The organism is Leptothrix mechoopdaensis (SeqCode), from assembly GCF_053893855.1.
Genome location: NZ_CM132699.1, coordinates 751,567 through 776,425, shown reverse-complemented (window position 1 = coordinate 776,425; position 24,859 = coordinate 751,567). Strand labels below are relative to the sequence as shown.

General features: G+C 68.8%; 25 protein-coding genes and 1 tRNA gene. 5 read left to right on the top strand and 21 right to left on the bottom strand.

The features are described 5' to 3' along the window. Window positions 1-68 precede the first annotated feature (68 nt). From nuoF to ACWA7K_RS03460, 16 genes are all read right to left on the bottom strand, one after another. Window positions 69-1,439, bottom strand: coding sequence for an NADH-quinone oxidoreductase subunit NuoF (nuoF, locus tag ACWA7K_RS03535; protein ID WP_456165708.1), 1,371 nt, complete (start codon window positions 1,437-1,439; stop codon window positions 69-71). A gap of 4 nt (window positions 1,440-1,443) precedes the next feature. Beyond that, entirely contained in the window at window positions 1,444-1,950 is a 507-nt protein-coding gene (nuoE, locus tag ACWA7K_RS03530; RefSeq protein ID WP_456165706.1) for an NADH-quinone oxidoreductase subunit NuoE, read from the bottom strand. Continuing rightward, a complete protein-coding gene (locus tag ACWA7K_RS03525) occupies window positions 1,947-3,200 on the bottom strand; it encodes an NADH-quinone oxidoreductase subunit D (protein ID WP_456165704.1) in 1,254 nt (417 codons plus the stop codon). Before ACWA7K_RS03525 ends, nuoE begins: the two co-directional genes overlap by 4 nt. Window positions 3,201-3,250: 50 nt before the next feature. Next, complete coding sequence (locus ACWA7K_RS03520) at window positions 3,251-3,850, bottom strand: NADH-quinone oxidoreductase subunit C (protein ID WP_456165702.1); 600 nt, start codon at window positions 3,848-3,850, stop codon at window positions 3,251-3,253. A 14-nt stretch (window positions 3,851-3,864) separates the two neighbouring features. Continuing rightward, the gene (locus ACWA7K_RS03515) at window positions 3,865-4,341 is read right to left on the bottom strand and encodes a NuoB/complex I 20 kDa subunit family protein (RefSeq protein WP_130480622.1); all 477 of its coding nucleotides are present in this window, start codon (window positions 4,339-4,341) and stop codon (window positions 3,865-3,867) included. Between the two features lie 27 nt (window positions 4,342-4,368). Then, window positions 4,369-4,728 (bottom strand): NADH-quinone oxidoreductase subunit A, encoded by a 360-nt coding sequence (locus ACWA7K_RS03510; protein WP_130480623.1) that lies wholly within the window; start codon window positions 4,726-4,728, stop codon window positions 4,369-4,371. Window positions 4,729-5,008: 280 nt separating this feature from the next. Further along, window positions 5,009-5,093 (bottom strand) — tRNA-Leu (locus ACWA7K_RS03505). 232 nt (window positions 5,094-5,325) lie between these two features. Next, the gene (gene secG / locus ACWA7K_RS03500) at window positions 5,326-5,700 is read right to left on the bottom strand and encodes a preprotein translocase subunit SecG (RefSeq protein ID WP_456165699.1); all 375 of its coding nucleotides are present in this window, start codon (window positions 5,698-5,700) and stop codon (window positions 5,326-5,328) included. Window positions 5,701-5,746: 46 nt separating this feature from the next. Then, on the bottom strand, window positions 5,747-6,493 hold the full coding sequence (gene tpiA / locus ACWA7K_RS03495; protein ID WP_456165697.1) for a triose-phosphate isomerase: 747 nt from the start codon (window positions 6,491-6,493) through the stop codon (window positions 5,747-5,749). A gap of 61 nt (window positions 6,494-6,554) precedes the next feature. Next, entirely contained in the window at window positions 6,555-7,541 is a 987-nt protein-coding gene (locus ACWA7K_RS03490) for an NAD(P)H-quinone oxidoreductase (protein ID WP_456168669.1), read from the bottom strand. A gap of 24 nt (window positions 7,542-7,565) precedes the next feature. Next, window positions 7,566-9,854, bottom strand: a complete 2,289-nt coding sequence (pnp, locus tag ACWA7K_RS03485; RefSeq protein WP_456165695.1) for a polyribonucleotide nucleotidyltransferase — start codon at window positions 9,852-9,854, stop codon at window positions 7,566-7,568. A 301-nt stretch (window positions 9,855-10,155) separates the two neighbouring features. Next, on the bottom strand, window positions 10,156-10,419 hold the full coding sequence (gene rpsO / locus ACWA7K_RS03480) for a 30S ribosomal protein S15 (protein WP_407068021.1): 264 nt from the start codon (window positions 10,417-10,419) through the stop codon (window positions 10,156-10,158). Between the two features lie 156 nt (window positions 10,420-10,575). After that, window positions 10,576-11,760 (bottom strand): pyridoxal phosphate-dependent aminotransferase, encoded by a 1,185-nt coding sequence (locus ACWA7K_RS03475; protein WP_456165692.1) that lies wholly within the window; start codon window positions 11,758-11,760, stop codon window positions 10,576-10,578. A gap of 38 nt (window positions 11,761-11,798) precedes the next feature. Next, window positions 11,799-12,863 (bottom strand): tRNA (adenosine(37)-N6)-threonylcarbamoyltransferase complex transferase subunit TsaD, encoded by a 1,065-nt coding sequence (tsaD, locus tag ACWA7K_RS03470; RefSeq protein WP_456165690.1) that lies wholly within the window; start codon window positions 12,861-12,863, stop codon window positions 11,799-11,801. Next, complete coding sequence (lgt, locus tag ACWA7K_RS03465; protein ID WP_456165688.1) at window positions 12,860-13,684, bottom strand: prolipoprotein diacylglyceryl transferase; 825 nt, start codon at window positions 13,682-13,684, stop codon at window positions 12,860-12,862. The genes tsaD and lgt overlap by 4 nt, the downstream gene beginning before the upstream one ends. 50 nt (window positions 13,685-13,734) lie before the next feature. Further along, the gene (locus ACWA7K_RS03460) at window positions 13,735-13,986 is read right to left on the bottom strand and encodes a TIGR04438 family Trp-rich protein (protein WP_456165686.1); all 252 of its coding nucleotides are present in this window, start codon (window positions 13,984-13,986) and stop codon (window positions 13,735-13,737) included. Window positions 13,987-14,161: 175 nt separating this feature from the next. Between ACWA7K_RS03460 and ACWA7K_RS03455 the strand changes: the two genes are divergently transcribed. Together ACWA7K_RS03455 and ACWA7K_RS03450 are read left to right on the top strand one after the other, a co-directional pair. Next, window positions 14,162-14,467, top strand: a complete 306-nt coding sequence (locus tag ACWA7K_RS03455) for a c-type cytochrome (RefSeq protein ID WP_456165684.1) — start codon at window positions 14,162-14,164, stop codon at window positions 14,465-14,467. A 112-nt stretch (window positions 14,468-14,579) separates the two neighbouring features. After that, the gene (locus ACWA7K_RS03450) at window positions 14,580-15,626 is read left to right on the top strand and encodes an AbrB family transcriptional regulator (RefSeq protein WP_456165682.1); all 1,047 of its coding nucleotides are present in this window, start codon (window positions 14,580-14,582) and stop codon (window positions 15,624-15,626) included. 15 nt (window positions 15,627-15,641) lie between these two features. Here ACWA7K_RS03450 and ACWA7K_RS03445 read toward each other — a convergent pair whose 3' ends face one another. Further along, entirely contained in the window at window positions 15,642-16,175 is a 534-nt protein-coding gene (locus ACWA7K_RS03445) for an SRPBCC family protein (protein ID WP_456165680.1), read from the bottom strand. Window positions 16,176-16,336: 161 nt separating this feature from the next. Between ACWA7K_RS03445 and ACWA7K_RS03440 the strand changes: the two genes are divergently transcribed. The 3 genes from ACWA7K_RS03440 (at window position 16,337) to ACWA7K_RS03430 (ending at window position 19,350) form a co-directional block, all read left to right on the top strand. Beyond that, the gene (locus ACWA7K_RS03440) at window positions 16,337-17,380 is read left to right on the top strand and encodes a TRAP transporter substrate-binding protein (protein ID WP_456165678.1); all 1,044 of its coding nucleotides are present in this window, start codon (window positions 16,337-16,339) and stop codon (window positions 17,378-17,380) included. A 138-nt stretch (window positions 17,381-17,518) separates the two neighbouring features. Further along, complete coding sequence (locus ACWA7K_RS03435; protein ID WP_456165676.1) at window positions 17,519-18,028, top strand: TRAP transporter small permease; 510 nt, start codon at window positions 17,519-17,521, stop codon at window positions 18,026-18,028. Further along, entirely contained in the window at window positions 18,025-19,350 is a 1,326-nt protein-coding gene (locus ACWA7K_RS03430; RefSeq protein WP_456165674.1) for a TRAP transporter large permease, read from the top strand. The genes ACWA7K_RS03435 and ACWA7K_RS03430 overlap by 4 nt, the downstream gene beginning before the upstream one ends. Before the next feature lie 42 nt (window positions 19,351-19,392). On the opposite strand, the gene ACWA7K_RS03425 is transcribed toward ACWA7K_RS03430, so the two are convergent. The 4 genes from ACWA7K_RS03425 to asd are packed head-to-tail and all read right to left on the bottom strand — an operon-like array spanning window position 19,393 to window position 24,785. Next, the gene (locus tag ACWA7K_RS03425) at window positions 19,393-20,769 is read right to left on the bottom strand and encodes an esterase-like activity of phytase family protein (protein ID WP_456165672.1); all 1,377 of its coding nucleotides are present in this window, start codon (window positions 20,767-20,769) and stop codon (window positions 19,393-19,395) included. Window positions 20,770-20,799: 30 nt separating this feature from the next. Further along, window positions 20,800-22,689 (bottom strand): bifunctional metallophosphatase/5'-nucleotidase, encoded by a 1,890-nt coding sequence (locus ACWA7K_RS03420; protein WP_456165670.1) that lies wholly within the window; start codon window positions 22,687-22,689, stop codon window positions 20,800-20,802. After that, on the bottom strand, window positions 22,650-23,885 hold the full coding sequence (locus ACWA7K_RS03415; protein WP_456165668.1) for a glycosyltransferase: 1,236 nt from the start codon (window positions 23,883-23,885) through the stop codon (window positions 22,650-22,652). Before ACWA7K_RS03415 ends, ACWA7K_RS03420 begins: the two co-directional genes overlap by 40 nt. Before the next feature lie 21 nt (window positions 23,886-23,906). Further along, entirely contained in the window at window positions 23,907-24,785 is an 879-nt protein-coding gene (gene asd, locus ACWA7K_RS03410) for an archaetidylserine decarboxylase (RefSeq protein ID WP_456165666.1), read from the bottom strand. Window positions 24,786-24,859: the final 74 nt, after the last annotated feature.

Sequence of the window (24,859 nt, the reverse complement as noted above, 5' to 3'; positions counted from 1 at the left end):
GCCCGCTGCATGCCGTCGGCACGCAGGGTCGGATGGGGGAAGTGGAAGCGCCGCATCTCAACAGGGCTTCAGACGTAGGCCGGGACGATGCAGCGCTTGTGCTCGATGTGATGCACGAACTCGTCGCGGAAGTGCTTGAGCATGCCGCGCACCGGCATCGCCGCCGCATCGCCGAGCGCGCAGATCGTGCGGCCCATGATGTTCTCGGCGACGTTGTCGAGCAGCGCGAGATCGTCGGGACGGCCGTGGCCGTTCTCGATCCGGTCGACCATGCGCCACAGCCAGCCCGTGCCTTCGCGGCAAGGGGTGCACTGGCCGCACGATTCATGCGAGTAGAAGTAGGACAGGCGCTGCAGGCTCTTGACCATGCAGCGGGTCTCGTCCATCACGATCACGGCGCCCGAGCCCAGCATCGAGCCGGCCTTGCTGATGGCGTCGTAGTCCATCGTGATGTCCATCATGATGTGCGCGGGCAGCACCGGTGCGGACGAGCCGCCGGGGATCACCGCCTTCAGCTTGCGACCGCCCTTCACGCCACCGGCCATCTCCAGCAGCTGCGCGAACGAGGTGCCCAGCGGGATCTCGTAGTTGCCCGGCCGTTCGACGTCACCGACCATCGAGAAGATCTTGGTGCCGCCATTGTTCGGCTTGCCGCACTCGAGATAGGCGGGGCCGCCGTTGCGGATGATCCAGGGCACGGCACCGAAGGTCTCGGTGTTGTTGATCGTCGTGGGCTTGCCGTACAGGCCGAAGCTGGCCGGGAACGGCGGCTTGAAGCGCGGCTGGCCCTTCTTGCCTTCGAGCGATTCCAGCAGCGCGGTTTCCTCGCCGCAGATGTAGGCGCCGAAGCCGTGGTGCGCGTGCAGCTGGAAGCTGTGGCTGCTGCCCAGGATGTTGTTGCCCAGGTAGCCGGCCGCACGGGCCTCGCGCAGCGCTTCCTCGAAGCGGTCGTAGACCTCGAAGATCTCGCCGTGGATGTAGTTGTAGCCCACCGAGATGCCCATCGCGTAGGCCGCGATGATCATGCCCTCGATGACGGTGTGCGGGTTGTAGGCCAGGATGTCGCGGTCCTTGCACGTGCCCGGCTCGCCCTCGTCCGAGTTGCAGACGAGGTACTTCTGCACCGGCAGCGCTCGCGGCATGAAGCTCCACTTGAGGCCGGTCGGGAAACCCGCGCCGCCACGGCCACGCAGGCCCGAGGCCTTGACCTCGGCGATGACCTGGTCGGGCGTCATGCCCGCGCCTTCGCCTTGCGCCAGGATCTTGCGCAGCGCCTGGTAGCCGCCACGGGCCTCGTAGTCGGCCAGACGCCAGTTGCTGCCATCCAGCCCCGCGTAGATCTGCGGGTTGACGTGGCGGCCGTGGAAGCAGGTCTCGGCACCGGTCGCCTGGAACGGCGCCAGCACGCGGTCGAGTTCGGTGATCTGTTCAGGCGTCATCGCGTCACGCACCCAGGATGGCGTTGGACTTCAGGGCGTCGACCACGGCATCGAGCTTGTCGTTGCTGAGGAAGCTGATCATCTTGCGGTCGTTGACCAGCATCACCGGCGCGTCGGCGCAGGCGCCCAGGCACTCGCACTGCTGGACCGTGAACAGGCCGTCGGCCGTCGTGCCGCCGGCCTCGATGCCGAGCTTCTGGCACAGGTGCTCAAGAGCGGCCTGGCCATTGCGCAGCTGGCACGGCAGGTTGGTGCAGACGTTGAGCTTGAACTTGCCCACCGGCTGCTGGTTGTACATGTTGTAGAAGGTCGTGACCTCATGCACCGCGATCGGCGCCATGCCCAGCACCTCGGCGATGCCGCGCTCGGATTCGGGCGAGACCCAGCCCTGCTCCTGCTGCACGATCGACAGGCAGGCCATCACGGCCGACTGCTTCTGGTCGGACGGGTACTTGGCCACTTCGCGCGCGAAACGCTGCAAGGTGGCGTCGGAGAAGATGTTCTTGCTCATCGGTCGATCTCGCCGAAAACGATGTCCATGGTGCCGATGATCGCGACGGCGTCGGCAATCATGTGGCCGCGCGACATCTCGTCGAGAGCGGCCAGATGCGCGAAGCCGGGGGCGCGGATCTTCAGGCGGTACGGCTTGTTGGCGCCGTCGCTGACGAGGTAGATGCCGAACTCGCCCTTCGGGTGCTCGACGGCCGCGTAGGCCTGGCCTTCGGGCACGTGGAAGCCTTCGGTGAACAGCTTGAAGTGGTGGATCAGCTCTTCCATCGAGGTCTTCATCTCGACGCGCGACGGCGGAGCGACCTTGTGGTTGTCGGTGATCACCGGACCCGGGTTGGCACGCAGCCAGGCGACGCACTGCTGAATGATGCGGTTGGACTGGCGCATCTCCTCGACGCGCACCAGGTAGCGGTCGTAGGTGTCGCCATTGACGCCGACCGGCACGTCGAAGTCCATGCGGTCATAGACGTCGTAGGGCTGGGTCTTGCGCAGGTCCCAGGCGATGCCCGAGCCGCGGATCATCGCGCCGGTCAGACCGAGGTTCAGTGCACGTTCGGGCGTCAGAACGCCGATGCCGACGGTGCGCTGCTTCCAGATCCGGTTGTCGGTCAGCAGCGTCTCGTACTCGTCGACCATGGTCGGGAAACGCTGCGTGAAGTCCTCGATGAAATCGAGCAGCGAGCCCTGGCGGTTCTCGTTCAGACGCGCCATCGCGCGGGCGTTGCGGATCTTGCTGACCTTGTACTGCGGCATCGTGTCCGGCAGGTCACGGTAGACACCGCCCGGACGGAAGTAGGCCGCATGCATGCGCGCGCCGGAAACGGCCTCGTACATGTCGAACAGGTCTTCCCGCTCGCGGAAGCAGTAGATCAGCATGTTCATCGCGCCGCAGTCCATGCCGTGGCAGCCGAGCCAGAGCAGGTGGTTCAGCAGACGCGTGATCTCGCTGAACATCACGCGGATGTACTGCGCGCGCTCGGGCACCTCGATGCCCAGCAGCTTCTCGATCGCCAGGCAATAGGCGTGCTCGTTGCACATCATGGACACGTAGTCGAGACGGTCCATGTAGGGCAGCGACTGGATGAAGGTCTTCTGCTCGGCCAGCTTCTCGGTGCCGCGATGCAGCAGGCCGATGTGCGGGTCGGCACGCTGGATGACCTCGCCGTCCAGTTCGAGCACGAGGCGCAGCACGCCGTGTGCAGCCGGGTGCTGGGGACCGAAGTTCAGCGTGTAGTTCTTGATTTCAGCCATGACTGTTGCTCACTCGCGCGCGGTGGACGGGACGGGCCTGGACGGGCCGGTCAGTGCAGACCGCCGTAGTTGTCCTCGCGGATGATCCGCGGCGTGATCTCGCGCGGCTCGATCGTGACCGGCTGGTAGATGACGCGCTTCTGCTCGGGGTCGTAGCGCATCTCGACGTGGCCGGTGACCGGGAAGTCCTTGCGCATCGGGTGACCGATGAAACCGTAGTCGGTCAGGATGCGGCGCAGGTCGGCATGGCCGTCGAAGACGATGCCGAACATGTCGAAGGCCTCGCGCTCGAACCAGTTGGCGCCGCTCCAGATCGGCGTGACCGAGGCCACGACGGGGAAGTCGTCATCGGCGGCGAACACGCGGATGCGCAGGCGCCAGTTGTGCTTGACCGACAGCAGATGCGAGACGGCGGCGTAGCGCGGTCCCTCGTAGGCACCGTCCTTGTAGCCGCTGTAGTCGATGCCGCAGAGGTCGAGCAGCTGCTCGAAGCCCAGCTCGGGATGGTCGCGCAGCGTGCGCGCCACGTCGGCGTAGACGAGGTGGTTGATCGTCAGCGTCAGCTCGCCACGTTCACGCACGAGTTGCGCGGCGCGGTCGCCGAGCACGCGCTGCAGCGCAGCCTGGAGGGAGTCGAGTTTTTGCGTCATGACGGTGCCGACGTTCAGCGCGCGATGGTGTTTTCGCGCCGGATCTTGGCCTGCAGCTGCAGGATGCCGTAGAGCAGCGCCTCGGCCGTCGGCGGACAGCCGGGCACGTAGACGTCGACCGGCACGATGCGATCGCAGCCGCGCACCACCGAATAGCTGTAGTGGTAGTAGCCACCGCCGTTGGCGCACGAGCCCATGCTCAGCACCCAGCGCGGTTCGGCCATCTGGTCGTAGACCTTGCGCAGCGCAGGGCCCATCTTGTTGCACAGCGTGCCGGCGACGATCATCAGATCGCTCTGGCGCGGGCTGGGCCGGAACAGCATGCCGAAGCGGTCGATGTCGTAGCGGGAAGCGCCCGCATGCATCATCTCGACGGCACAGCATGCGAGGCCGAAGGTCATGGGCCACAGCGAGCCCGTCTTCGACCAGTTGATCAGGGCGTCGACACTGGTGGTGACGAAGCCTTCCTTGAGTACGCCTTCAATGCCCATGATGAGTCCTTGTGATCGCGCGCGCCGTCATTCCCAGTCCAGGGCACCCTTCTTCCACTCGTAGATGAAGCCCACGACGAGGATGCCCAGGAAGACCATCATGGCCCAGAAGCCGGTGGCGCCGATCTCGCGCAAGGAGACCGCCCAGGGGAACAGGAAGGCGATCTCGAGGTCAAAGAGGATGAACAGGATGGCGACGAGGTAGTAGCGCACATCGAACTTCATGCGCGCGTCTTCAAAGGCCTCGAAGCCGCATTCGTAGGGGGAGTTCTTTGCCGCGTCAGGGCGACGCGGACCGAGCAGGAAGCCGAGGACCTGGGGTGCCACCCCGACCCCGACACCAACCAGGATGAAGAGGATGACGGGTAGGTAGTTTTCCAGGTTCATGGTCACAGCCTCGAATCAGGCCGGGTCGGTGCCCGGCTCGCACACGCACCGGACGACGTCCGGTTTGCATCCGCCAAAAACAAGGCGCGCCGTCATGACCGAAGGGGATGCCCCCTCTTCAGCCACACACGCAGCGCGCCCACTGGTCCCCTGCCCGGCCACCGCCCTCCATCAGGAAGGCCATCGCCGCTGTCAGGGCGCGAGGCTGGCACCGGATGCAGGGCCAACCCTCGGGTCGTCTCGACAACGTCTACTCGACAACAACAACTACTTCGAAATCTGGTGCCGACGGCGAGACTCGAACTCGCACAGCTTTCGCCACTACCCCCTCAAGATAGCGTGTCTACCAATTTCACCACGTCGGCATGTCCGTGAACTGACAGCGGAGGCCCTTGCTGAAGCTGCCTGGGCATCGTCTCGACACCCGCCTCAGACTTGGTTCCAACCACCTTCAGTCTTCGTTTTGCTGCACTGTTTCGCGTGAGGTTTGCTCGACAGCGCAGCCCGGCATTCTATCCCTTGCTAGGGTTTGTCTCAAGGTGTTGCCCGATCGAAACGCTCAGACGAAACCTTGTCGTAACCCCCTTGTGCAACGCCTTACTTCGACGCTGCGGCCGGGGCTGCGCCCGGGATCAGCTCGGCGCCCGTCGGAGCCGGCGCGGAGGCCGCCTCGACCGCCGATGCGGCGGGCGCGCTGCCGACGTCCAGCACGCTGCCTTGCGTGTTGGTGCCGCGCACGTTGCCGAAGTAGGCCATGCCCAGCGTCGACAGGAAGAAGACCGTGGCGCAGATCGCCGTCGAGCGCGACAGGAAGTTCGCGCTGCCGGTCGCACCGAACAGGCTGCCCGAGGCACCGCCGCCGAAGGACGCGCCCATGTCGGCACCCTTGCCGTGCTGGACGAGGACCAGGCCGATCATCACGATCGCCGACAACAGCTGCACCAGCAGCACCAGATTCATGAAGACTTGCATGGGCCAGAAGCTCCGGGAAACACGTGAACAGGGATAGGCGTCGGCATCAGCCCGCAGCGCGGGCGATGGCGACGAAGTCGGCGGCCTTCAGCGCGGCGCCACCGATCAGGCCGCCGTCGATGTCGGGTTGTGCGAACAGCACGGCCGCGTTGTCCGGCTTGACGCTGCCGCCGTAGAGCAGGCGCATCTGGGCGGCCTGAGGCGTCGCCGCCGCAAGCTGGGCACGCAGCAGCGCATGGACTTCCTGGGCCTGCTCCGGCGACGCGGTGCGGCCGGTGCCGATGGCCCAGACGGGCTCGTAGGCCACGACGATCTCGCCGATGCAGTGGGTCAGCGCGTGGACCACCGCCGACAGCTGGCGCTTGACCACCGCAGCGGTCTCGCCCGCCTCGCGCTGGGCCAGCGTCTCGCCGACGCAGACGATCGGCGTGATGCCGCGCGCCAGGGCGGCCTTGGCCTTGTCGGCGACGACCTGATCGGTCTCGCCGTGGTAGGCGCGACGCTCGGAGTGGCCGACCAGCGCGTAGCGGCAGCCGAACTCGGCCAGCATCGCGGCCGACACCTCGCCGGTGTAGGCGCCCTGCTCATGGGCCGACACGTCCTGCGCGCCCCAGCCCAGCGGGCCCTTGGCCAGCGTGACCGCGACTTCGGACAGATAGGGAAACGGCACGCAGACGGCGACGTCGCAGCCGAAGGGCTGGGCCGACAGCACGCCTTGCAGCAGCTCGGCATTCGCGGCGTGGCTGCCGTGCATCTTCCAGTTGCCGACCACCAGCTTGCGCTTGACGCTCATCGTGGGCTCCTGTTGTCTCGTGGATGTGGATGGGGGACTGCGTGGTGCGAGGCGATGCGCCTCACCAGGTCAGCACGATCTTGCCGATGTGCTGGTTCGATTCCATCAGCGCATGCGCCTGCGCCGCCTGCGCGGCCGGCCAGGTGCTGTGGATGACCGGCTTGACGGCACCGGTCGCCAGCAGCGGCCAGACACGTTCGCGCAGCGACGCCGCGATGGCGGCCTTGAAGGCGACCGGGCGCGGACGCAGCGTCGAGCCGGTGATGACCAGCCGGCGACGCAGCACCAGCCCGGCATCGAACCCGGACGTGACACCGCCCTGCACCGCGATGATCACCAGCCGGCCGTCCTCGGCCAGACAGCTCACCTCGCGGGCAACGTAGTCGCCGGCGACCATGTCGAGCACCACGTCGACACCCTTGCCGCCGGTCAGGCGCAAGGCCTCGGCGGCAAAGTCGGCGCTGCGGTAGTTGATCGCGTGATCGGCGCCGAGCGCGACGCAGGCCGCGCACTTGTCGTCGCTGCCGGCCGTGGCGATGACGGTCGCGCCAAACGCCTTGGCCAGCTGGATCGCGGTGACGCCGATGCCGCTGGTGCCGCCCTGGATCAGCAGCGTCTCGCCGGCCTGCAAGCGGGCACGGTCGAAGACGTTGGACCAGACGGTGAAGAAGGTCTCGGGCAGGGCCGCCGCCTGCATGTCGCTGTAGCCGTCGGGCACCGGCAGGCACTGGCCGACCGGCGCGGTGACGAACTCGGCATAGCCGCCGCCCGCCACCAGCGCGCAGACGCGCTGACCGATGGCCAGACCCGCTGCGGACAACGCGGCGGCGTCACCCGATTCGATGACACCGGCGACTTCCAGACCCGGCAGGTCCGAAGCCCCCGGCGGCGGCGGGTAGGCGCCCTTGCGCTGCAGCACGTCGGGCCGGTTGACGCCACTGGCCGACACGCGGATCAGGACCTCGCCGGCGCCCGCCACGGGGCGTGCGCGCCGGGTCGGCTGCAGCACCTCGGGCGCGCCGGGGCGGCTGATCTCGATCGCGTTCATGTCGGCCATGACGTCGCCTGCCGCTTATTGCTGCTGCTGTTGCTGCTGGCCTTCGGCCGGGGCATCGCCCTCGGTCGCCGGCTGCTCGGCACGGGCCGGGCGCTCGCCGCGCTCCGGACGGTCGCCACGCTCGCGACGCGGGCCGCGATCGCCACGGTCACCGCGGTCACCGTATTCACGACGCGGAGCACGCTCGTAGCGCTCTTCTTCCATGCCTTCCGGACGTTCGATCAGCGCCTTCATCGACAGCTTGATGCGGCCCTTCTCGTCGGTCTCCAGCACCTTGACCTTGACCATCTGGCCTTCGGTCAGGAAGTCGGTGACCTTCTCGACGCGCTGGTGCGCGATCTGGCTGATGTGCAGCAGGCCGTCCTTGCCCGGCAGGATGTTGATCAGCGCGCCGAAGTCCAGGATCTTGGTGACCGGGCCTTCGTAGACCTTGCCGATCTCGGCCTCGGCGGTGATGTCGGCGATGCGCTTCTTGGCCAGTTCGGCCTTGTCGGCATCGGTCGACGCGATGGTGATCGTGCCGTCTTCGCCGATGTCGATCTGGGTGCCGGTCTCTTCGGTCAGCGCACGGATCACCGAGCCGCCCTTGCCGATCACGTCACGGATCTTCTCCGGATTGATCTTCATCGTGTAGAGGCGCGGGGCGAACTGCGAGACCTCGGTGTTGGCACCGGAGACCGCCTCGGTCATCTTGCCGAGGATGTGCAGGCGGGCTTCCTTGGCCTGCGCCAGCGCGACCTGCATGATCTCCTTGGTGATGCCCTGGATCTTGATGTCCATCTGCAGGGCGGTCACACCGGCGGTCGTGCCGGCGACCTTGAAGTCCATGTCGCCGAGGTGGTCCTCGTCACCCAGGATGTCGGTCAGCACGGCGAAGCGGTTGCCGTCCTTGATCAGGCCCATCGCGATGCCGGCGACGTGCGCCTTCATCGGCACGCCCGCGTCCATCAGCGCCAGGCAGCCGCCGCAGACCGAGGCCATCGACGACGAGCCGTTCGACTCGGTGATCTCCGAGACCACGCGGATCGTGTAGGCGAAGTCTTCCTTGTTGGGCAGCAGCGGCACCAGCGCGCGCTTGGCCAGACGGCCGTGGCCGGTCTCGCGGCGCTTGGTCGTGCCCATGCGACCCACTTCGCCGGTGGCGAACGGGGGCATGTTGTAGTGGAAGAGGAACTTGTCGTGGAACTCGCCGGCCAGCGCGTCGATGCGCTGCGAGTCCTGGTCGGTGCCCAGCGTGGCCACCACCAGCGCCTGGGTCTCGCCACGCGTGAACAGGGCCGAGCCGTGGGTGCGCGGCAGCACGCCGGTGCGGATCTCGATCGGGCGCACGGTGCGGGTGTCACGGCCGTCGATGCGGGGCTCGCCCTGCAGGATCTGGCCGCGCACGGTCTTGGCCTCCAGCTCGAACAGCAGGTTGTCGACCTCGACGTTGTCGAAGGCGACGCCGGCTTCCGTCAGCGCGGCCTTGACCTCGCTGTAGGCGGCGCGGCAGGCCTGGGTGCGGGCCTGCTTGTTGCGGATCTGGTAGGCGGCCTCGATCTTGGCCAGGCCGAACTCGGCGACCTTGGCGATCAGCGGCTCGTTGCGGGCCGGCGGCTGCCAGTCCCAGGCCGGCTTGCCGGCGTCGCGCACGAGTTCGTTGATCGCGGCGATGGCCACGCGGGCCTGCTCGTGGCCGTAGACCACGGCGCCCAGCATGATGTCCTCGGACAGCTGGTCGGCTTCGGACTCGACCATCAGCACGGCGGCCTCGGTGCCGGCGACGACCAGGTCGAGCTTGGAGCTCTTCAGGTCGGTCGGGCCCGGGTTGAGCACGTACTCACCGTTGATGTAGCCGACGCGGGCCGCGCCCACCGGGCCGTTGAACGGGATGCCGGAGATCGCCAGCGCGGCGCTCGAACCGATCAGCGCGGCGATGTCGGCCGAGGCTTCCGGGTTCAGCGACAGCGTGTGGATGACGACGTGGACCTCGTTGTAGAAGCCCTCCGGGAACAGCGGGCGCAGCGGGCGGTCGATCAGGCGGCTGGTCAGCACTTCCAGCTCGGAGGGCTTGGCCTCGCGCTTGAAGAAGCTGCCGGGGATCTTGCCGGCCGCGTAGGCCTTCTCGATGTAGTCGACGGTCAGCGGGAAGAAGTCCTGGCCCGGCTTCGGGTTCTTGGCGCCGACGACAGTCGCCAGCACCACGGTGCCGTCGATGTCGACGATGACCGCGCCGCTCGCCTGACGCGAGATCTCGCCGGTCTCGAGCGTGACGGTGTGCTGACCCCACTGGAAGGTCTTGGTGACTTTGTTGAACATGGTCATGGTGCGTTCTCCTGGTGCAGGCATCCGGGGGGCGGGATGCGGCGCCTGGAGCCGGTGATGACGTGGCGCAATGCCATTCCAGCGAGGCCGGTGCCGTGCCGCGGACAGGGCGACGGACGATCTCGGTGGAATGACACAGCAGCGCGCACGGCGGCCGGTCTCCGGTTGACGGGTTGCGGGACGGGAGAAAAGAGCGGCGGCGGGAACGCGGGGTTCAGGTGAACCGTTTCGGACCCGCCAAACGCAAAGAGCCTGTGCTGGAGGTCGTCCAGGCAACAGGCTCTTGGCGGCACACGCCAGCTTACTTGCGCAGGCCCAGCTTCTGGATCAGCGCGGTGTAGCGGTCAGCGTCCTTGCCCTTCAGGTAGTCGAGCAGCTTGCGGCGGCGGCTCACCATCTTCAGCAGGCCGCGACGACCGTGGTGGTCCTTGGCGTTGGCCTTGAAGTGAGGGGTCAGGTGGTTGATGCGGGCGGTCAGCAGCGCGACCTGCACTTCGGGGGAGCCGGTGTCACCGGTGCCGCGTGCGTTGGAGGCGACGATCTCGGCCTTGTTGATCTCGGACATGACGATTTCCTGGATGGATCGAAACCGCGCCGTCCGGACACTTGCCCTTTGCAGAGGTGCCGTCGCGTCGGTTCCGAGGTTGCCACTTGCGGTCAGGGGTGAAACCGACCCCCGCCGTGCGAATTCCGCAGGGCCTATGCCCCGCGAAGCCCGCGATTATAGACGCAGCGCGCCGGCCAGCCGTTCCACCCCCTGCAGCAGGCGATCGGGCGTGCGCGACGCGAAGCACCAGCGCAGCCAGCCCTCGCCGGCCTCGCCGAAGGCGGCGCCCGGGGCCAGTCCCAGGCCGTGGTCGACCACCAGGCGCTTGGCGAAGGCCAGCGAGTCGTCCTGGCCGGCGACGCGGAAGAAGGCGTACATCGCGCCCGGCGGGCTGGCCAGCTCGATGCCGGGCAAGGCCTGCAGCGCGCCGACCAGCGTGTCGCGGCAGCGCTTCAGGTGGGCCTGCAGCGCCGGCACCGACTGCGGCGCGGCGGCCAGCGCGGCCATGCCGGCTCGTTGCACGAACACCGGCGCGCAGGAGGTGTTGAACTCGATCAGCTTGCCCAGTTGCTCGACCAGGCTGGCCGGTGCGACCAGGTTGCCCAGCCGCCAGCCGGTCATCAGGAAGCTCTTGGAGAAGCTGTGCACCACCACCAGCCGGTCGTCCGGCTCGGCGATGTCGAGGAAACTGGGCGCGCAGGCCGCCGCCGCATCACCCGCCTCCCCCGGCAGGCCGTAGTACAGCCGCTCGTAGACCTCGTCCGACAGGATCCACGTGCCGGTGCGCCGGCAGTGGTCCAGGATCGCCTGCTGCTCGGCGCGGGTCAGCGTCCAGCCGGTCGGGTTGTTGGGCGCGTTGACGATCAGCACGCGCGTGGCCGGGGTGATCGCGGCCAGCAGCTCGTCCAGGTCGAGCGTCCAGGCCCCCGCCACCGGCCTCAGGCTGACGCAGCGCACCCGCGCGCCGAGGATGGCCGGCTGGGCCGTCAGGTTGGGCCAGACCGGCACGACCGCGACGACCTCGTCGCCGGCATCGACCAGCGCCTGCTGCGCCACCATCAGCGCGCTGACACCCGAGGACGTCACCGCGATGCGATCGGCGCCGACCGGCCGGTGCAGGCCGCTGACGTAGCGCGCCAGCGCCTCGCGCAGCGGCGGCAGGCCGAGGTTGTGGGCGTAGAAGGTCTCGCCGCCCTCGATCGACGCGATGGCGGCCTCGCGCACGCCGATCGGCGTGACCTCGTCGCTCTCGCCGAACCAGAAGGCCAGCACGTCGCTGCGGCCGAGTCCGGCATTGGCGACCTCGCGGATGCGCGAGGCCGGCAGGTCCTCGATGACGGTACGCAGGGCAGGTTTCATGTCGGCAGTCGAAGGGTCGGGAAGGTGCGGCGGGCGGCTCAGACCGAGCCCAGGTCCCAGCGCGGGAGCACGTCGAAGTGGTAGTCGGTGGTCGGCTGCGCCCGGCCGCTGCGCAGGCGCATCGCGCCGGCCAGGGCGATCATGGCGCCGTTGTCGGTGCACAGGTGCAGCTCCGGGTAGTGGACCCGCACGCGGCGACGGCGGCACTGCTCGTCGAGCTGGCGACGCAGCTCGCGGTTGGCGCCGACGCCGCCGGCGACGACCAGCCGGTCCAGCCCGGTGGCCTTGAGCGCCAACATCGACTTGGCCACCAGCACGTCGACGATCGCGGCCTGGGTCGACGCGGCCAGGTCGGCCTTGCGGGCGTCGTCGAAAGTGCCGGCCGCCTCCAGCTTCTTCTGCTGGGTCCAGACCGCCGTCTTCAGGCCGGCGAACGAGAAGTCCAGCTCGGTGCCACGCAGCAGCGGACGCGGCAGCGCGAAGGCCTTCGGGTCGCCCTGCGTGGCCAGCGCAGCCAGCGCCGGCCCGCCCGGGTAGCCCAGGCCGAGCATCTTGGCCGACTTGTCGAAGGCCTCGCCAGCGGCGTCGTCGATGGTCTCGCCGAGCAGTTCGTAGGACCCGACGCCGTCGACCCGCATCAGCTGCGTGTGACCGCCCGAGACCAGCAGTGCCACGAAGGGGAACTGCGGCGGGTCGGCCGACAGGAAGGGCGACAGCAGATGCCCTTCCAGGTGATGCACACCCAGCACCGGCCGGCCCAGCGCCAGGCCGAGCGCGCAGGCCATGCCGGCACCGACCAGCAGGGCGCCGGCCAGGCCGGGGCCGCGTGTGTAGGCGATCACGTCGACGGCATCGAGCGCCTGCCCGGCCTCGGCCAGCGTCTGGCGCAGCAGCGGCACGACGCGGCGGATGTGGTCGCGCGAGGCCAGTTCCGGCACCACGCCGCCATAGGCCTGGTGCATGTCGATCTGGCTGTGCAACGCATGGGCCAGCAGCGTCGCGGGGCGGTCGCCACCGACGCCGTCGGGCAACTCGACCAGCGCGATGCCGGTCTCGTCGCACGACGACTCGATGCCCAGCACCCGCAGCGGTGCGGTCGTCATGCCGAGGAGCGCTTCGACAGCCACAGCACCAGCACGCCGCCGGCCACCATCGGCACGCACAGCCACTGGCCCATGCTCATGCCCAGCGCCAGCAGGCCGAGGAAGGCGTCGGGCTCGCGGAAGTATTCGGCGATGAAGCGGAAGGCGCCGTAGCCGATCAGGAACCAGCCGCTGGCACGGCCCCAGACGCGCCGGCCCTGGCTGTCCTCCAGCGAGGACGGCCGACGGGTGTAGAGCCACAGCAGCACGAACAGCGTCAGGCCTTCCAGCCCGAACTGGTAGAGCTGCGACGGATGCCGCGGCACCGGGCTGTCACTCTGCGGGAACACCATCGCCCAGGGCAGCGACGGATCGGCCGCCCGGCCCCAGAGTTCGCCGTTGATGAAGTTGCCGATGCGCCCGCAGGCCAGCCCGGTCGGCACACAGGGCGCGATCAGGTCGGTGACCTCGAAGACGCGACGTCCGCGCAACTTGGCAAACAGCAGCATCGCGACGATCACGCCGAGCAGCCCGCCGTGGAAGGCCATGCCACCCTTCCAGACCGCCGGGATCTCGGCGAGGTTCTGCAGGTAGTAGACGGGCTTGTAGAACAGCACGTAGCCGAGCCGCCCGCCGACGATGACGCCGACCACGCCGAAGAACAGCAGGTCCTCGACGTCACGTGGCGTCCAGCCGGCGGCCACGTAGGGCGCCTGCCGGATGCGGCGCGTGGCCAGGAAATAGAACAGCCCGAAGGCCGCCAGATAGGTCAGCCCGTACCAGTGGATCTGGAAGAAACCGAGGTCGAGCGCGATGGGATTGAACTGCGGGTGGACCAGCATGGGGCGCGATCATAAGGGTCGACCCGGACCCTTCGATGACCGCCTGCGGGTCAGCGCGAACGTCGACGGCGGCGGTCCTGCAGGCCGTTGAACTCGGTCGCGCGGCGACGGCGTTCGGCCTTCAGGTCCTGGTACTTCTGGTCCTCGACGCGGCGGGTGCGCCCGCTGACATCGCTCCACCACCACCACAGCAGCGCCAGCCCGAAGGGCAGCAGCCGCACCCACAGCGGCCAGCCGGCGGCCGGACCGATCTCCAGCCAGCCCGTGACGAGCAGCACCAATCCGAGCAACACGAAGGCCATCGCCTGTCCACCTTTCGCGGCCTGAGGCCGTTGTCTGACCGGACGACGGCGACACCTTGGGGTGCCTCCGGCCGTCAAGCCCGAGCAAGGCGGATCACTAGAATCCGCCGCGTTCGAAATCTACCCCAAGCCACGTTCGTCGAACGAACACGATCCCGCCACAGAAAGGCCGTCCATGAAGCTCACGTTCGCCCTCGTCGCCGCCGCCACGCTGATCGCCGGCCCGGCCTTCGCCAACCAGGAACTGGCCCAGAAGAAGGCCTGCCTGGCCTGCCACGCGGTCGACAAGAAGGTCGTCGGCCCCGCGTTCAAGGACGTGGCCGCCAAGTACGCCGGCCAGAAGGACGCCGTCGACAAGCTGGCCGCCAAGGTCCTGAAGGGCGGCTCCGGCGTCTGGGGTCCCGTGCCGATGCCGGCCAACACGGCCGTCAGCGAAGCCGAGGCCAAGACCCTGGTGACCTGGATCCTGACCCAGAAGTGATCCCCGATTCCCGGCCCCTGCAACGGCCGGGATCCCCGCAGACCCCGCCTTCGAGGCGGGGTTTTTCATGGGCCCTCCGCCGGCGACGACCGCCGCCGTCCCGCTCCTCCGGATGAACCTGCCCCGCCGCGTCCGCCTGGCCCTGACCCTTGTGCTGGCCAGCGCCGCCGGTGCCGCCTGTGCGGCGCTGCACACGCCGCTGCCCTGGATGATCGGCCCGCTGCTGCTGACCGCCGCGCTCAGCCTGGCCGGTGCGCCAGTGCTGTCGTCGGCGCGGCTGCGCAACGGCGGGCAGTGGGCGATCGGCATGGCGCTGGGCCTGTACTTCACGCCCGAGGTGGCCGCGCGCACCGTCGCGCTGGGGCCGTGGACGCTGCTGGGCGCGGCCTGGTCGGTGCTGCTCGGCCACCTGTACTTCCGCTGGCTGCTGGCCAGCCAGCCGGCCGGCACGGTCGACCGCGCCACGGCCTACTTCTCGTCGGTGATCGGCGGCGCCTCGGAGATGGCGCAGTTCGCCGAACGGGTCGGTGCCCGGGTCGACCGGGTCGCCGCCGCCCATTCGCTGCGCGTGATGATCGTGGTGGTCGGCATCCCGTTCGCCTATCTGTTCGCGCAGGTCCACGGCCATGACGCTTCCGGCGCCAGCCGGCACACCCGCGTCGACCTCGCCGGCCTGGCGCAGCTGATGGCGCTGACGGCCGCCGCCGCCCTGCTGATGCGCCGCCTGCGCCAGCCCAACCCGTGGGTGCTCGGACCGCTGGTGGCGACGCTGGCCGCCACGGCCGCCGGCTGGCAACCCAGCGCCCTGCCCGGCTGGATGGCGCCGGCCGCGCAGCTGGCGATCGGCGTGTCGCTGGGCACCCGCTTCACGCCCGACTTCCTGCATGCCGCGCCCCGCTGGCTGGGCGCCGTGGCGGTCGGCACGCTGGGGATGATCCTGCTGTCGGCCGGCTTCGCCTGGTGCGTCGCCCGGGCCGCCGGCCTGGACCCGGCCGCCGTGCTGCTGGGCACCTCGCCGGGCGGCATCGCCGAGATGTGCATCACCGCCCGCGCGCTCGAACTGGGCGTGCCGCTGGTGACCGCCTTCCACGTCGTGCGCTACCTCGTCGTGCTGCTGACCACCGGGCCGATCTGGCGACGCTGGATCGCGCCGCGCTGACCTCGGTCCGACCGATCAGGCGGCCGGGCGCAAGGCCCTGTCGCCCAGCCGCTGCAGCCCACGTTCGAAGTCGCGGCCGACCATCCGGTCGAAGTCGACCAGCACGCCCATCACCTTGTTGGCGAAGTTCGCCGGGCCTTCCATGACCCACACCACGCGGGTGCCGCCCTCGACCGGCTCGAAGGTGAATTCGCCGACGTTGTGGGCCTCGAACGGCGCGTGGAAATCCAGCTTCAGCGCGATCCGGCGCGGCACGTCCGACGCCGTGATCGTCATCTCGCCGCGTCCGACCTGGCGATTGCCCGACCAGGCGTAGTGCGCGCCGACGCCCCGCGGCGCGCCGCCGTACTGGCGCTGCAGCGCCGGGTCACGGTCTTCCCAGGGCGACCATTCGGCCCAGCGGCGGAAGTCGTCGACCATCGCATGCAGCGTCGACGCCGGTGCGGCGATGACCGCGCTGCGCTCGATGCGGAACCGGTCGGGCCGGCGCGAGGCGCGCCACAGCAGCACGGCCACGGCCGCGACCAGCAGAAGCAGGATCAGTTTCATCAGGGGCTCCTCATCCGGGACGACGCCCATCTTGCCCCGCCACGACAGCCTGTCCACCCGGACGAGTGCCCGGGTGGGTGCCCTTGCGGGTTAGCCTGACTGGCAAGCCGCAGGCGACGGACAAGAATCCTCGCGATCCACGAACGCACGGAGACATGTCCATGAACATCAAGAACTGGAAGCGCGCCGCACTCGCCGCCGCCGCCGGCCTGTGCCTGGGTGGCACCGCGCTGGCCCAGGAGGTCACGCTGAAGTTCCACCACATCTGGAACCCGCAGGCGATGGCCTCGGTCAACGTGATTGCGCCCTGGTGCGACAAGGTCGCGAAGGAGTCGGCCGGCAAGATGAAGTGCCAGGTCTTCCCGGCGATGAGCATGGGCGGCACCCCGCCGCAGCTGGTCGACCAGGTCAAGGACGGCGTCGCCGACCTCGTCATCACGCTGCCCGGCTACACCGCCGGCCGCTTCCCGGCGCTGGAAGTCTTCGAGCTGCCCTTCATGACCAACTCGGCCGAGACCGGGGCCCGCGCGGCCTGGGACTACCTGCAGAAATACGCGCTGAAGGAATTCCCCGGCACCAAGATTCTCGCGATCTGGGTCCACGACGAGGGTTACGTCCACACCCGCGACAAGCCGGTGCGCACGCTGGCCGACTTCAAGGGCCTGAAGATGCGTGCCCCGACCCGCCAGACCAACAAGCTGCTGGCCACGCTGGGCGCCAGCCCCGTCGGCATGCCGCTGCCGGCGATCGTCGATGCCGTCGGCAAGGGCACGATCGACGGTTTCCTGCTGCCGTGGGAGGTGATGCCCTCGCTGAAGCTGCACGAGATGGTCAAGTACCACTCCGAGACCGATCCGTCCCGCCCGGCGCTCTACAGCGCCGTGTTTGTCTTCGCGATGAACCAGGCCCGCTACGACGCCCTGCCGGCCGACCTGAAGAAGGTCATCGACGCCAACAGCGGCGCGGCCTATTCGCAGGCCATCGGCAAGATCTGGGACGGCAGCCAGGCGGCCGGTCGCAAGGCCGCGCAGGACCACGGCAACACCTTCACGATGATCCCGGCGTCCGAGCTGGACAACTGGATCAAGGCCTCGGCCCCGCTCTATGACGACTTCGTCACCGACATGGACAAGAAGGGCATGCCCGGCAAGCAGATGCTGCAGGACGCCCGCGACCTGCTGACGAAGTACCGCGGCGCGAAATGACGCCCTGACGGATCGGCGCGGCATGGCGACAGGCCACCGCGCACGGTCCGGCTGACGACTCCACAACGACCGCACGACGCGACGCGCCCGCCCAGGGCGCGTCGTCGCATCGGACGGCAGGACCCGAGGGGCCCCTTCATGCTCACCCTGCTCAGGCGCATCGCCTGGTTCTTCGCGCTGGCCGGCGGTGCCGTGGCCAGCGGCATCGCGCTGATGGTCGTGGTCAGCATCGCCGGACGCGCGACGCTGTCGCGGCCGATCCCCGGCGACGTCGAGCTGACCCAGTTCGGCATCGCGCTGACCATCTCGCTGTGCCTGCCCTGGTGCCAGCTGCATGGCGCCAACATCATCGTGGACTTCTTCACCCAGCGACTGCCCCAGCGGATCAACCGCACGCTGGACGGCTTCGGCGCGATCCTGCTGGCGCTGATGTGCGCGCTGCTGAGCCTGCGCACCGCCGCCGGCGCCATCGCCGTCAGCGAGGCTGGCGAGACGACCATGATCCTGGGCCTGCCGATGGGCTGGAACTACCTGATGCTGGCGCCCGGCCTGGCCCTGACCACGGCGGTCGCGCTGTGGCAGGCCCAGCGCCTGCTGCGCGGGCTGGACGCCAGCATCGCCGGCATCGAACAGGAGGCCGCGCGATGAGCCCGACCACCACCGGCATCCTGATGTTCACCGGCATGCTCGTGCTGATGGGCCTGCGCGTGCCCATCGCCGCGGCCATGTTCATCCCCGGCGCGATCGGCTATGCCTCGCTGTCGAGCGACATGGCCTTGCTCAACATGCTCAAGGGCAGCGCCGTCGCTCGGCTCTCGGTCTACGACCTGTCGGTCATCCCGCTGTTCCTGCTGATGGGCCAGTTCGCCACCCAGGGCGGCCTGTCGCGGGCGCTGTTCCAGGCGGCGGCGGCCTTCGTCGGCCACATCCGGGGCGGACTGGCGATGGCGGCGGTGCTGTCGGCGGCCGCCTTCGGCGCGGTCTGCGGTTCGAGCGTGGCCACCTCGGCCACCATCACCCAGGTCGCCTACCCGGAGATGAAGGCACACGGCTACCACGGCCGCCTGACCACCGCCGCGCTGGCCTGCGGCGGCACGCTGGGCATCCTGATCCCACCGTCGGTGCCGCTGGTCGTCTACGCCATCCTGACCGAGCAGAACATCGCCAAGCTGTTCGCCGCCGCGATGGTGCCGGGCCTGATCGCCACCGTCGGCTACCTCGTCGTGATCGGCCTCGTCTGCCGCCTGCGGCCCGAGATGGCCACGCCCAGCGAGCCGCAGCCCTGGTCGGTGCGCTGGCGTGCGCTGCTCGGCGTGTGGCCGATCGCGACGATCTTCCTGATCGTCTTCGGCGGCATCTACAGCGGCCTGTTCTCGCCGACCGAGGCGGCCGCCGTCGGCGCGGTCGCCACCTTCCTGGCCGCCGTCGCGCGCGGCGAGATCACGCGCGCCGGCATCGTCCAGTCCTTCACCGGAACGGCCGAGACGACCGCGATGGTGTTCATGATCTTCCTCGGCGCGGACATGATGAACTCGGCGCTGGCGCTGACCCAGATGCCGCTGCACATCGCCGAATGGGCCGGTTCGCTGCACGTGGCGCCGCTGCTGATCATCGCGGCCATCATGCTGCTCTACGTCCTGCTGGGCTGCGTGATGGACGAGCTGTCGATGATGCTGCTGACCATCCCCGTGCTGTTCCCCGCCGTCATGGCGCTGGACGTGCATGGCCTGGCCGCCGAGCCCAAGGCGATCTGGTTCGGCATCTGCGTGCTGATGACGGTGGGCATCGGCATGACCGCGCCGCCGGTCGGCCTGAACGTCTACGTCGTCAACAGCCTCGCCCGCGACGTGCCGATGCACGAGACCTACAAGGGCGTGCTGCCCTTCCTGGCCAGCGATGCGCTGCGCCTGATCGCGATCCTGCTGGTGCCCGGCATCGCGATCGGCGTGCTGCCGTGGTTCTTCCGCTGAGGCGGATCGACCCCGGCCTTCAGCGCCCGGACGGGCGCTGACTCACTTCGCGTCGACCAGCGCGCCGATGTCCAGCAGCGTCAGCTCGTTGTCGTCGGGCTTGCCGATCTGGCGGCCCGATGAATACGGGAAGTTGTTGTCGTTGACGACCACGACGTGGCGACCATCGACCAGCGTCAGGCCTTCGGGGCCGAGGTGCGGCAGCACGAACACCGCCTCGTTCGGGCCGACCTTGGCCACGCGCTTCGGGTTGGCGATCTTCGTCAGGTCGACATAGGCCACCTTGCGCACGAAGCCGTCGGCATCGGCACCGGCCAGGTCGATCTTGTAGAGGCGCTTGAAGCGCGCCGGCCGCGTGAAGCAGTCGGTGCGCGGCTCGTCCGGGCAGCCGGGGCCGGCGCCTTCGGTGGCGTCGTCCCGCTCGATGACGAGGCCGGTGCCGGCGTCCAGCAGCTGGAAGTCGGCCGCGACATTGCCCGCCGCCTCGAAGCGGTACTTCCACTGCCGGCCGGTGTAGCGCTGGCTGGCCACGTCGAGTTCGAGGATGCGGGAGTAGGGCTTGCCGTCCTTCTGTTCCTGGGCCTTGGTCGCGGCATCCCACAGCGGCCACTCGAACATCGGGTAGAGCGTCTTGCCATCGGGCGACTTCGCCATCGGCTCGAAACCGCCCGAGCGCCGCACCTCCCAGCCGCCGGCCTCGCCGGGGTAGTTCGGCAGACGGCCCTGCAGGTAGTGGTCCGGGCTGCGGTAGGTGCGCTCGCCGACCGTCGTCTCGATCAGCCCGAGTGCCTCGCCCTTCTGGTTGAAGCGGATCACGTAGGGGCCGAACTCGTCGCCGATCCACCACTCGTCACCGACCACCTGCAGCGACTCGATGTCCAGGTCCGCACCGGTCAGGTAACGCTCGCGCGTGGCCTCGTTCTGGATCAGGAACGGCACCTTGCGCTGCGGGTCGCGCAGGAAGGTCGTGCCCTGCCGCGTGACCATGCCCGAGGCCCAGTCGGCCTTGACGTGGTGGACCATCAGCAGCGCATCGGCCGAGTTGACCTTGCTGCCGAAGCCGTTGTCGGTCATCGCCAGGAACTCGTCCCGGCCGAGCGACACGATGGCCGAGAAGCCCTGCACCGACTGGCCCTTGATCGGCAAGGCGCCACCGGAAGCCCGCGGATGTTTCGGGTCGCCGACGAAGGTGATGCCGGGCACGCTGCCCAGCGCCTCGGTGCGCTGCCGGTTGGCGGCGACGAACTTGCCGGCGGTCTCGAACATCGGACCCGCATCACGCGGCGCCGCCACCGTGGCGTCATGCGGCAGACGCGCATGGCCGTCCAGTACGGCGGTGACCTCGGTCTGGGCCTGGGCGGCAGACAGGTTGGCAAGAAGGGCCATCGCGGCCAGCAGGGAGGGACGGATCAAGGGCATGTCGGACTCCAGGGTGGATGCAGAAAGGGTTCAGGGCAAGGTCACGCCAGCGGCCGTGATGACCGACTTGTGCGAGTAGTTGGCCGCCAGCGGCCGGCCGATCGGCGTGTTCGCGACGACGTAATCTGCGAAGGTCTGCGTGTAGAGCAGGTAGGTGTTGACGTAGGCACCCGTGCGGAAGATCGCGCCGAGCGTGGCGTAGCCGTCCTGGCCGGCCGCGACGAAGTCGTTGGTGACCAGCACATAACGCTGCGTCGGCACGATCGGCGACCAGGTGCCGGTGACGCGGTCGCGCACCTCCACATTGCTGAAGCGGCTGCCACGCGGCCGGCTCATGTCGAGGTCCCAGCGCAGCCCGGCGGCATAGGGGTGCGAGCCGGTCGACTGCAGGTTGTCGAGGTGGTTGGCCACGCCGTCCTCCAGCGCGGTCACCATCTGCGTGCCGGTCACGTCCATCTCGACCAGCACGTTGGTGAACGGCAGCAGCGTGAAGGCCGTGTTCATCGACAGCGTGCCGGCCGCCACCGGCACCCGCACGCCACCGGCGTTCTGCAGCGCGAAGCTGGCCCGCAGGCTGGCGCCGAGGAAGGCCTCGGCGACGACCTGGCCGGCATCGCTGCCACGTGCCAGCGTGTTGGCCGTCTCGCAGCCGACCGTGCCGGCCGAGCGGTTGGTCGTCTCGCCCGGCACGCGCACCAGGCACAGGGCCTGGCTGGCCGTGCCGATGGTCTTGGCCTTCTCGGCGCTGACCTGGCTGGTGTAGGTCGCCAGCAAGGCGGCCGCCGCGGCATCGGGCGTCGTCACCTTGACGCGCGGATCAGCCGCCAGCTTCACCTTCAGGTCAGCCTTGGTGGGTGCGTCGACATCGACGAAGGCCGTGCCGTTGCTGCGCCGGAAGTTCTCGCCGATCACCAGCGAGGCGTTGCCGCTGCAGCGCGACACCGCGCCGCGACTGTCGAAGGCGACGTTCATCAGGCCGAACACCTTGGCGTATTCCCACGCCTGGCCGATGCAGACGGTGTTGCCGTCGCGGTTGGTGACGCGGGTCGGATAGGCGCCCGAGCTGCTCAGGCCGAAGGCCGTGAAGTCGCCCAGCAGCGTGTGCGAATCGCCGCCGATGATGACGTCGACGTCGGTCAGCTGCGCGGCCATCGCGACGTCGTTGTCGTAGCCCTGGTGCGTCAGCATCACGATGTGGCGGATGCCCTGGGCCTTCAGCTCGTCGATGGTGCGCTGCGCCGTGGCCGTCTCGGCCAGGAACTGCGTGGTCGACAGCGGACGCGACGAGTTGGTCGTCTTGCCGGCAATGTCCAGGCCGATGATCCCGACCTTCACGCCGTCGTAGCTCTTGACGATGTAGGGCCGGATCACCGGCGTGCCGGCCGGGTTCAGCGGCGTGCCGCTGGCCGGCACGACGTTGGCCGCCAGCACCGGCGTCTGGCAGACCGGCGTGTAGAGCGAGTCGATGAAGTTGCGTGTGGTCTGGTCGCCATCATCGAACTCATGGTTGCCCAGCTCGAAGGCGTCGAAGCAGATGGTGTTCATCATCTTCGCGTCGACATCGCCCTTGTAGAACGTGTAGTACAGCGTGCCGGTGACGGCATCGCCGGCATGCAGCTTCAACAGGTTGCGCGTGCCGGACTGGGCCTTGAACAGCGTCGTCAGGCGCGCAAATCCACCCAGGTCGACCTGGGTCGCGACCCCGTCCAGCGTGAGCTGCGTGTTCGCGAACGGCTCCAGCTGCGAGTGGTGGTCGTTGATGTGGGCGATGTTGATCTCGACCGGCGCATAGCTGTCCGTCGCGGTCGACCCACCACCGGATCCGCCGCAACCGGCCAGCATCACCAAGGTCGGCACGAGCAAGGTCGAGAACACCGCCGTCAGGGCCGGGCGGAGGTGGTACGGGAATCGAGCGGACATGAGCTTGTTCTGGTGTGACGGAAGTCGCGCAGGGTGCCGTCTGCCGAAGTCATGCTCATGACAGCCGCGCTGCGCAACAGCGTGTCCGCCACGATCTCGACGACCTCGAAGACGGCCCGGTTGCGGCTGGCGCGCACCCGCATCTGGAAGGCCGGCAGGTCGGCGAGCAAGGTGCGCACCGCCTCCGGCAAGCGGGCGACGGACGGGATCACCAGGCCGTAGCCCTGCTCGCGGACCCAGTCGGTGTTGTGGCGCTCCTGCGGCATCGTCGCGCTGTTGCGGAAGGTGATGACGGGCAGGCCGAGGTGGACCGCCTCGCTCAGGCTGCCCGGGCCGGGCTTGCCGCAGAACCAGCTGCCCAGCTGCAGGTAGCGCACCACGTCGGCGGTGTAGCCGACCACCGCATGCGGCGCGCTGCGGCGCAGCTGGCTCATGCGATGAGCCAGCGCCTCGTTGCGGCCGCACATCAGGATCAGCTGCTGGTCGTCGAGTGCGCGTGCGATGCGGCCGATCTGGCTGGAGCCCTCGCCGCCGAACATCACCACGCCGACCGGGCGGGCCGGATCGAGCCCCAGATCGCGCAGCCCCTGGGCACGGCGCTCGCGCGTCATCACCGGGGCCTGGTGGAAGTCGGGCCGCAGGATCATGCCGGTCGTCAGCGACAGGCGCTCGTCGGGCACGCCGGCCGCACGGGCCTGGGCCAGCGCACGTTCGCTGCCGCAGACGACGTGCTGCTGCGCCAGCTCGGGCTCGATCCAGAAATGCGGTGGCAGGTCGGCGATGTCGGTCATCACCGTCAGGTAGGGCACGCCGGGCAGACTGGCCTGCAGCGACTGGCACATCGGCCGGTTGAAGTTCGGCACCAGCGACACGACCAGATCGGGCTCGCTGCGCAACCAGTGCTGCGTCAGGCGCCGGCAGATGCGTTCATGGGACGCGCGGATCAGGCCCTGCAGCAGCTTCAGCTCGGGCGTCATGCCCCAGGTCCAGCCGCGCGCCAGGCGCTGGTTGTAGAGGTCCTCGGGCGCCAGCCCGGTCAGCTGGCGGAACTGCGCCTGCGGGTCGAGCACCTCGACCAGGTCGACACGCCGCACCTGCCAGGGCCGGCGCTGGCGGGCCATCTCCTGCTCCAGCGCCAGGGCTGCGGCGCGGTGGCCGCCGCCGTAGTTGAAGTAGACGAGGTCGATGGTCTTCATGGCGGTGGTTCCCTTCAGGACTCAGGACATCAGCTGCGGCACCAGCAGGGGTTGACCCATGCGGATGCGCGTGCCATCGGCGATGCCATCGGCCAGTCGCCAGCCCGGCGGCGCGAACACGAGGATGGTCGAGCCGTGCTGGAACCAGCCCATCTCGTCGCCCTTGCGGAACACGGCCGGCGGCTGCACGGGGATCTCGTTCGGACCGCGATAGCGCAAATGCAGCAGCACGTCGAGAAAGTGCAGGCGCAGGCTGGCCACCAGGATCGCGGCCACCGGCACGATCGCGATGGGCGTGCCGGTGCGCGTCAGGCGCGTGTTCAGCACCGCGCGCTCGTTGCGGCAGAACAGCCGTTCGACCCGCTTCAGCGCGATCGGGTTGACGTTCCACGTGTCGCCGCTGAGGTAGGTCACATGCTCGACCGACAGGTCCTGCGGCGCATGGAAGCGGTGGTACATCGCCGAGGTCAGCCGCAGCGTGACGAAGCTGCCACCGTGATAGGGCGAGGCGTCCTGGCTCGGCCCGAACAGTTCGGCCAGCGTGTACGGGTAGCCCTTGGCCTGGAACACGTGCGCGCCCTCGACAAGGCCGCAGGCACCGACGATCGCGTCGCTCGGGCTGCACAGGCCGTCCGGGTCGGCATCGATCGGCCGGGTCTCGGGCCGGATCGGCCGCGTGAAGCACTCGTGCAGCGAGCCATAACGCTGTGGCGGCGATTCGCTCAGGTCGAGGTCGGTGAACCAGCGCCAGACGGCAATCGACAGGCGTGCCAGCAGCGGGCTGCGGATCTGGCTGTACCAGCCGATGAAACGTGTCAGCGCGATGCGCGGCACGCGGTTGGTGAGCAGGAAGTTGAGGTCTTCCTGGGCGGCGATCTTCTGCAGCAGTGACGTTTTCATGACGTTGTCAATTCCGACGGTTAGACATCGGGTCTCGCTTCAACCCACGGCCTTCCAAGGCCACGGAAACGGAC

What these genes read in the sequence shown, in the direction of transcription:
- ACWA7K_RS03515 (WP_130480622.1), bottom strand. Translation starts at nt 4,341, where the DNA reads ATGGGCATTGAAGGCGTACTCAAGGAAGGCTTCGTCACCACCAGTGTC.
- nuoF (WP_456165708.1), bottom strand. Translation starts at nt 1,439, where the DNA reads ATGACGCCTGAACAGATCACCGAACTCGACCGCGTGCTGGCGCCGTTC.
- ACWA7K_RS03460 (WP_456165686.1), bottom strand. Translation starts at nt 13,986, where the DNA reads ATGGCCTTCGTGTTGCTCGGATTGGTGCTGCTCGTCACGGGCTGGCTG.
- ACWA7K_RS03475 (WP_456165692.1), bottom strand. Translation starts at nt 11,760, where the DNA reads ATGAAACCTGCCCTGCGTACCGTCATCGAGGACCTGCCGGCCTCGCGC.
- rpsO (WP_407068021.1), bottom strand. Translation starts at nt 10,419, where the DNA reads ATGTCCGAGATCAACAAGGCCGAGATCGTCGCCTCCAACGCACGCGGC.
- ACWA7K_RS03455 (WP_456165684.1), top strand. Translation starts at nt 14,162, where the DNA reads ATGAAGCTCACGTTCGCCCTCGTCGCCGCCGCCACGCTGATCGCCGGC.
- ACWA7K_RS03520 (WP_456165702.1), bottom strand. Translation starts at nt 3,850, where the DNA reads ATGACGCAAAAACTCGACTCCCTCCAGGCTGCGCTGCAGCGCGTGCTC.
- ACWA7K_RS03525 (WP_456165704.1), bottom strand. Translation starts at nt 3,200, where the DNA reads ATGGCTGAAATCAAGAACTACACGCTGAACTTCGGTCCCCAGCACCCG.
- ACWA7K_RS03440 (WP_456165678.1), top strand. Translation starts at nt 16,337, where the DNA reads ATGAACATCAAGAACTGGAAGCGCGCCGCACTCGCCGCCGCCGCCGGC.
- ACWA7K_RS03445 (WP_456165680.1), bottom strand. Translation starts at nt 16,175, where the DNA reads ATGAAACTGATCCTGCTTCTGCTGGTCGCGGCCGTGGCCGTGCTGCTG.
- ACWA7K_RS03435 (WP_456165676.1), top strand. Translation starts at nt 17,519, where the DNA reads ATGCTCACCCTGCTCAGGCGCATCGCCTGGTTCTTCGCGCTGGCCGGC.
- ACWA7K_RS03450 (WP_456165682.1), top strand. Translation starts at nt 14,580, where the DNA reads ATGAACCTGCCCCGCCGCGTCCGCCTGGCCCTGACCCTTGTGCTGGCC.
- asd (WP_456165666.1), bottom strand. Translation starts at nt 24,785, where the DNA reads ATGAAAACGTCACTGCTGCAGAAGATCGCCGCCCAGGAAGACCTCAAC.
- tpiA (WP_456165697.1), bottom strand. Translation starts at nt 6,493, where the DNA reads ATGAGCGTCAAGCGCAAGCTGGTGGTCGGCAACTGGAAGATGCACGGC.
- ACWA7K_RS03490 (WP_456168669.1), bottom strand. Translation starts at nt 7,541, where the DNA reads ATGAACGCGATCGAGATCAGCCGCCCCGGCGCGCCCGAGGTGCTGCAG.
- ACWA7K_RS03430 (WP_456165674.1), top strand. Translation starts at nt 18,025, where the DNA reads ATGAGCCCGACCACCACCGGCATCCTGATGTTCACCGGCATGCTCGTG.
- ACWA7K_RS03425 (WP_456165672.1), bottom strand. Translation starts at nt 20,769, where the DNA reads ATGCCCTTGATCCGTCCCTCCCTGCTGGCCGCGATGGCCCTTCTTGCC.
- tsaD (WP_456165690.1), bottom strand. Translation starts at nt 12,863, where the DNA reads ATGACGACCGCACCGCTGCGGGTGCTGGGCATCGAGTCGTCGTGCGAC.
- ACWA7K_RS03415 (WP_456165668.1), bottom strand. Translation starts at nt 23,885, where the DNA reads ATGAAGACCATCGACCTCGTCTACTTCAACTACGGCGGCGGCCACCGC.
- ACWA7K_RS03420 (WP_456165670.1), bottom strand. Translation starts at nt 22,689, where the DNA reads ATGTCCGCTCGATTCCCGTACCACCTCCGCCCGGCCCTGACGGCGGTG.
- nuoE (WP_456165706.1), bottom strand. Translation starts at nt 1,950, where the DNA reads ATGAGCAAGAACATCTTCTCCGACGCCACCTTGCAGCGTTTCGCGCGC.
- ACWA7K_RS03510 (WP_130480623.1), bottom strand. Translation starts at nt 4,728, where the DNA reads ATGAACCTGGAAAACTACCTACCCGTCATCCTCTTCATCCTGGTTGGT.
- secG (WP_456165699.1), bottom strand. Translation starts at nt 5,700, where the DNA reads ATGCAAGTCTTCATGAATCTGGTGCTGCTGGTGCAGCTGTTGTCGGCG.
- lgt (WP_456165688.1), bottom strand. Translation starts at nt 13,684, where the DNA reads ATGCTGGTCCACCCGCAGTTCAATCCCATCGCGCTCGACCTCGGTTTC.
- pnp (WP_456165695.1), bottom strand. Translation starts at nt 9,854, where the DNA reads ATGACCATGTTCAACAAAGTCACCAAGACCTTCCAGTGGGGTCAGCAC.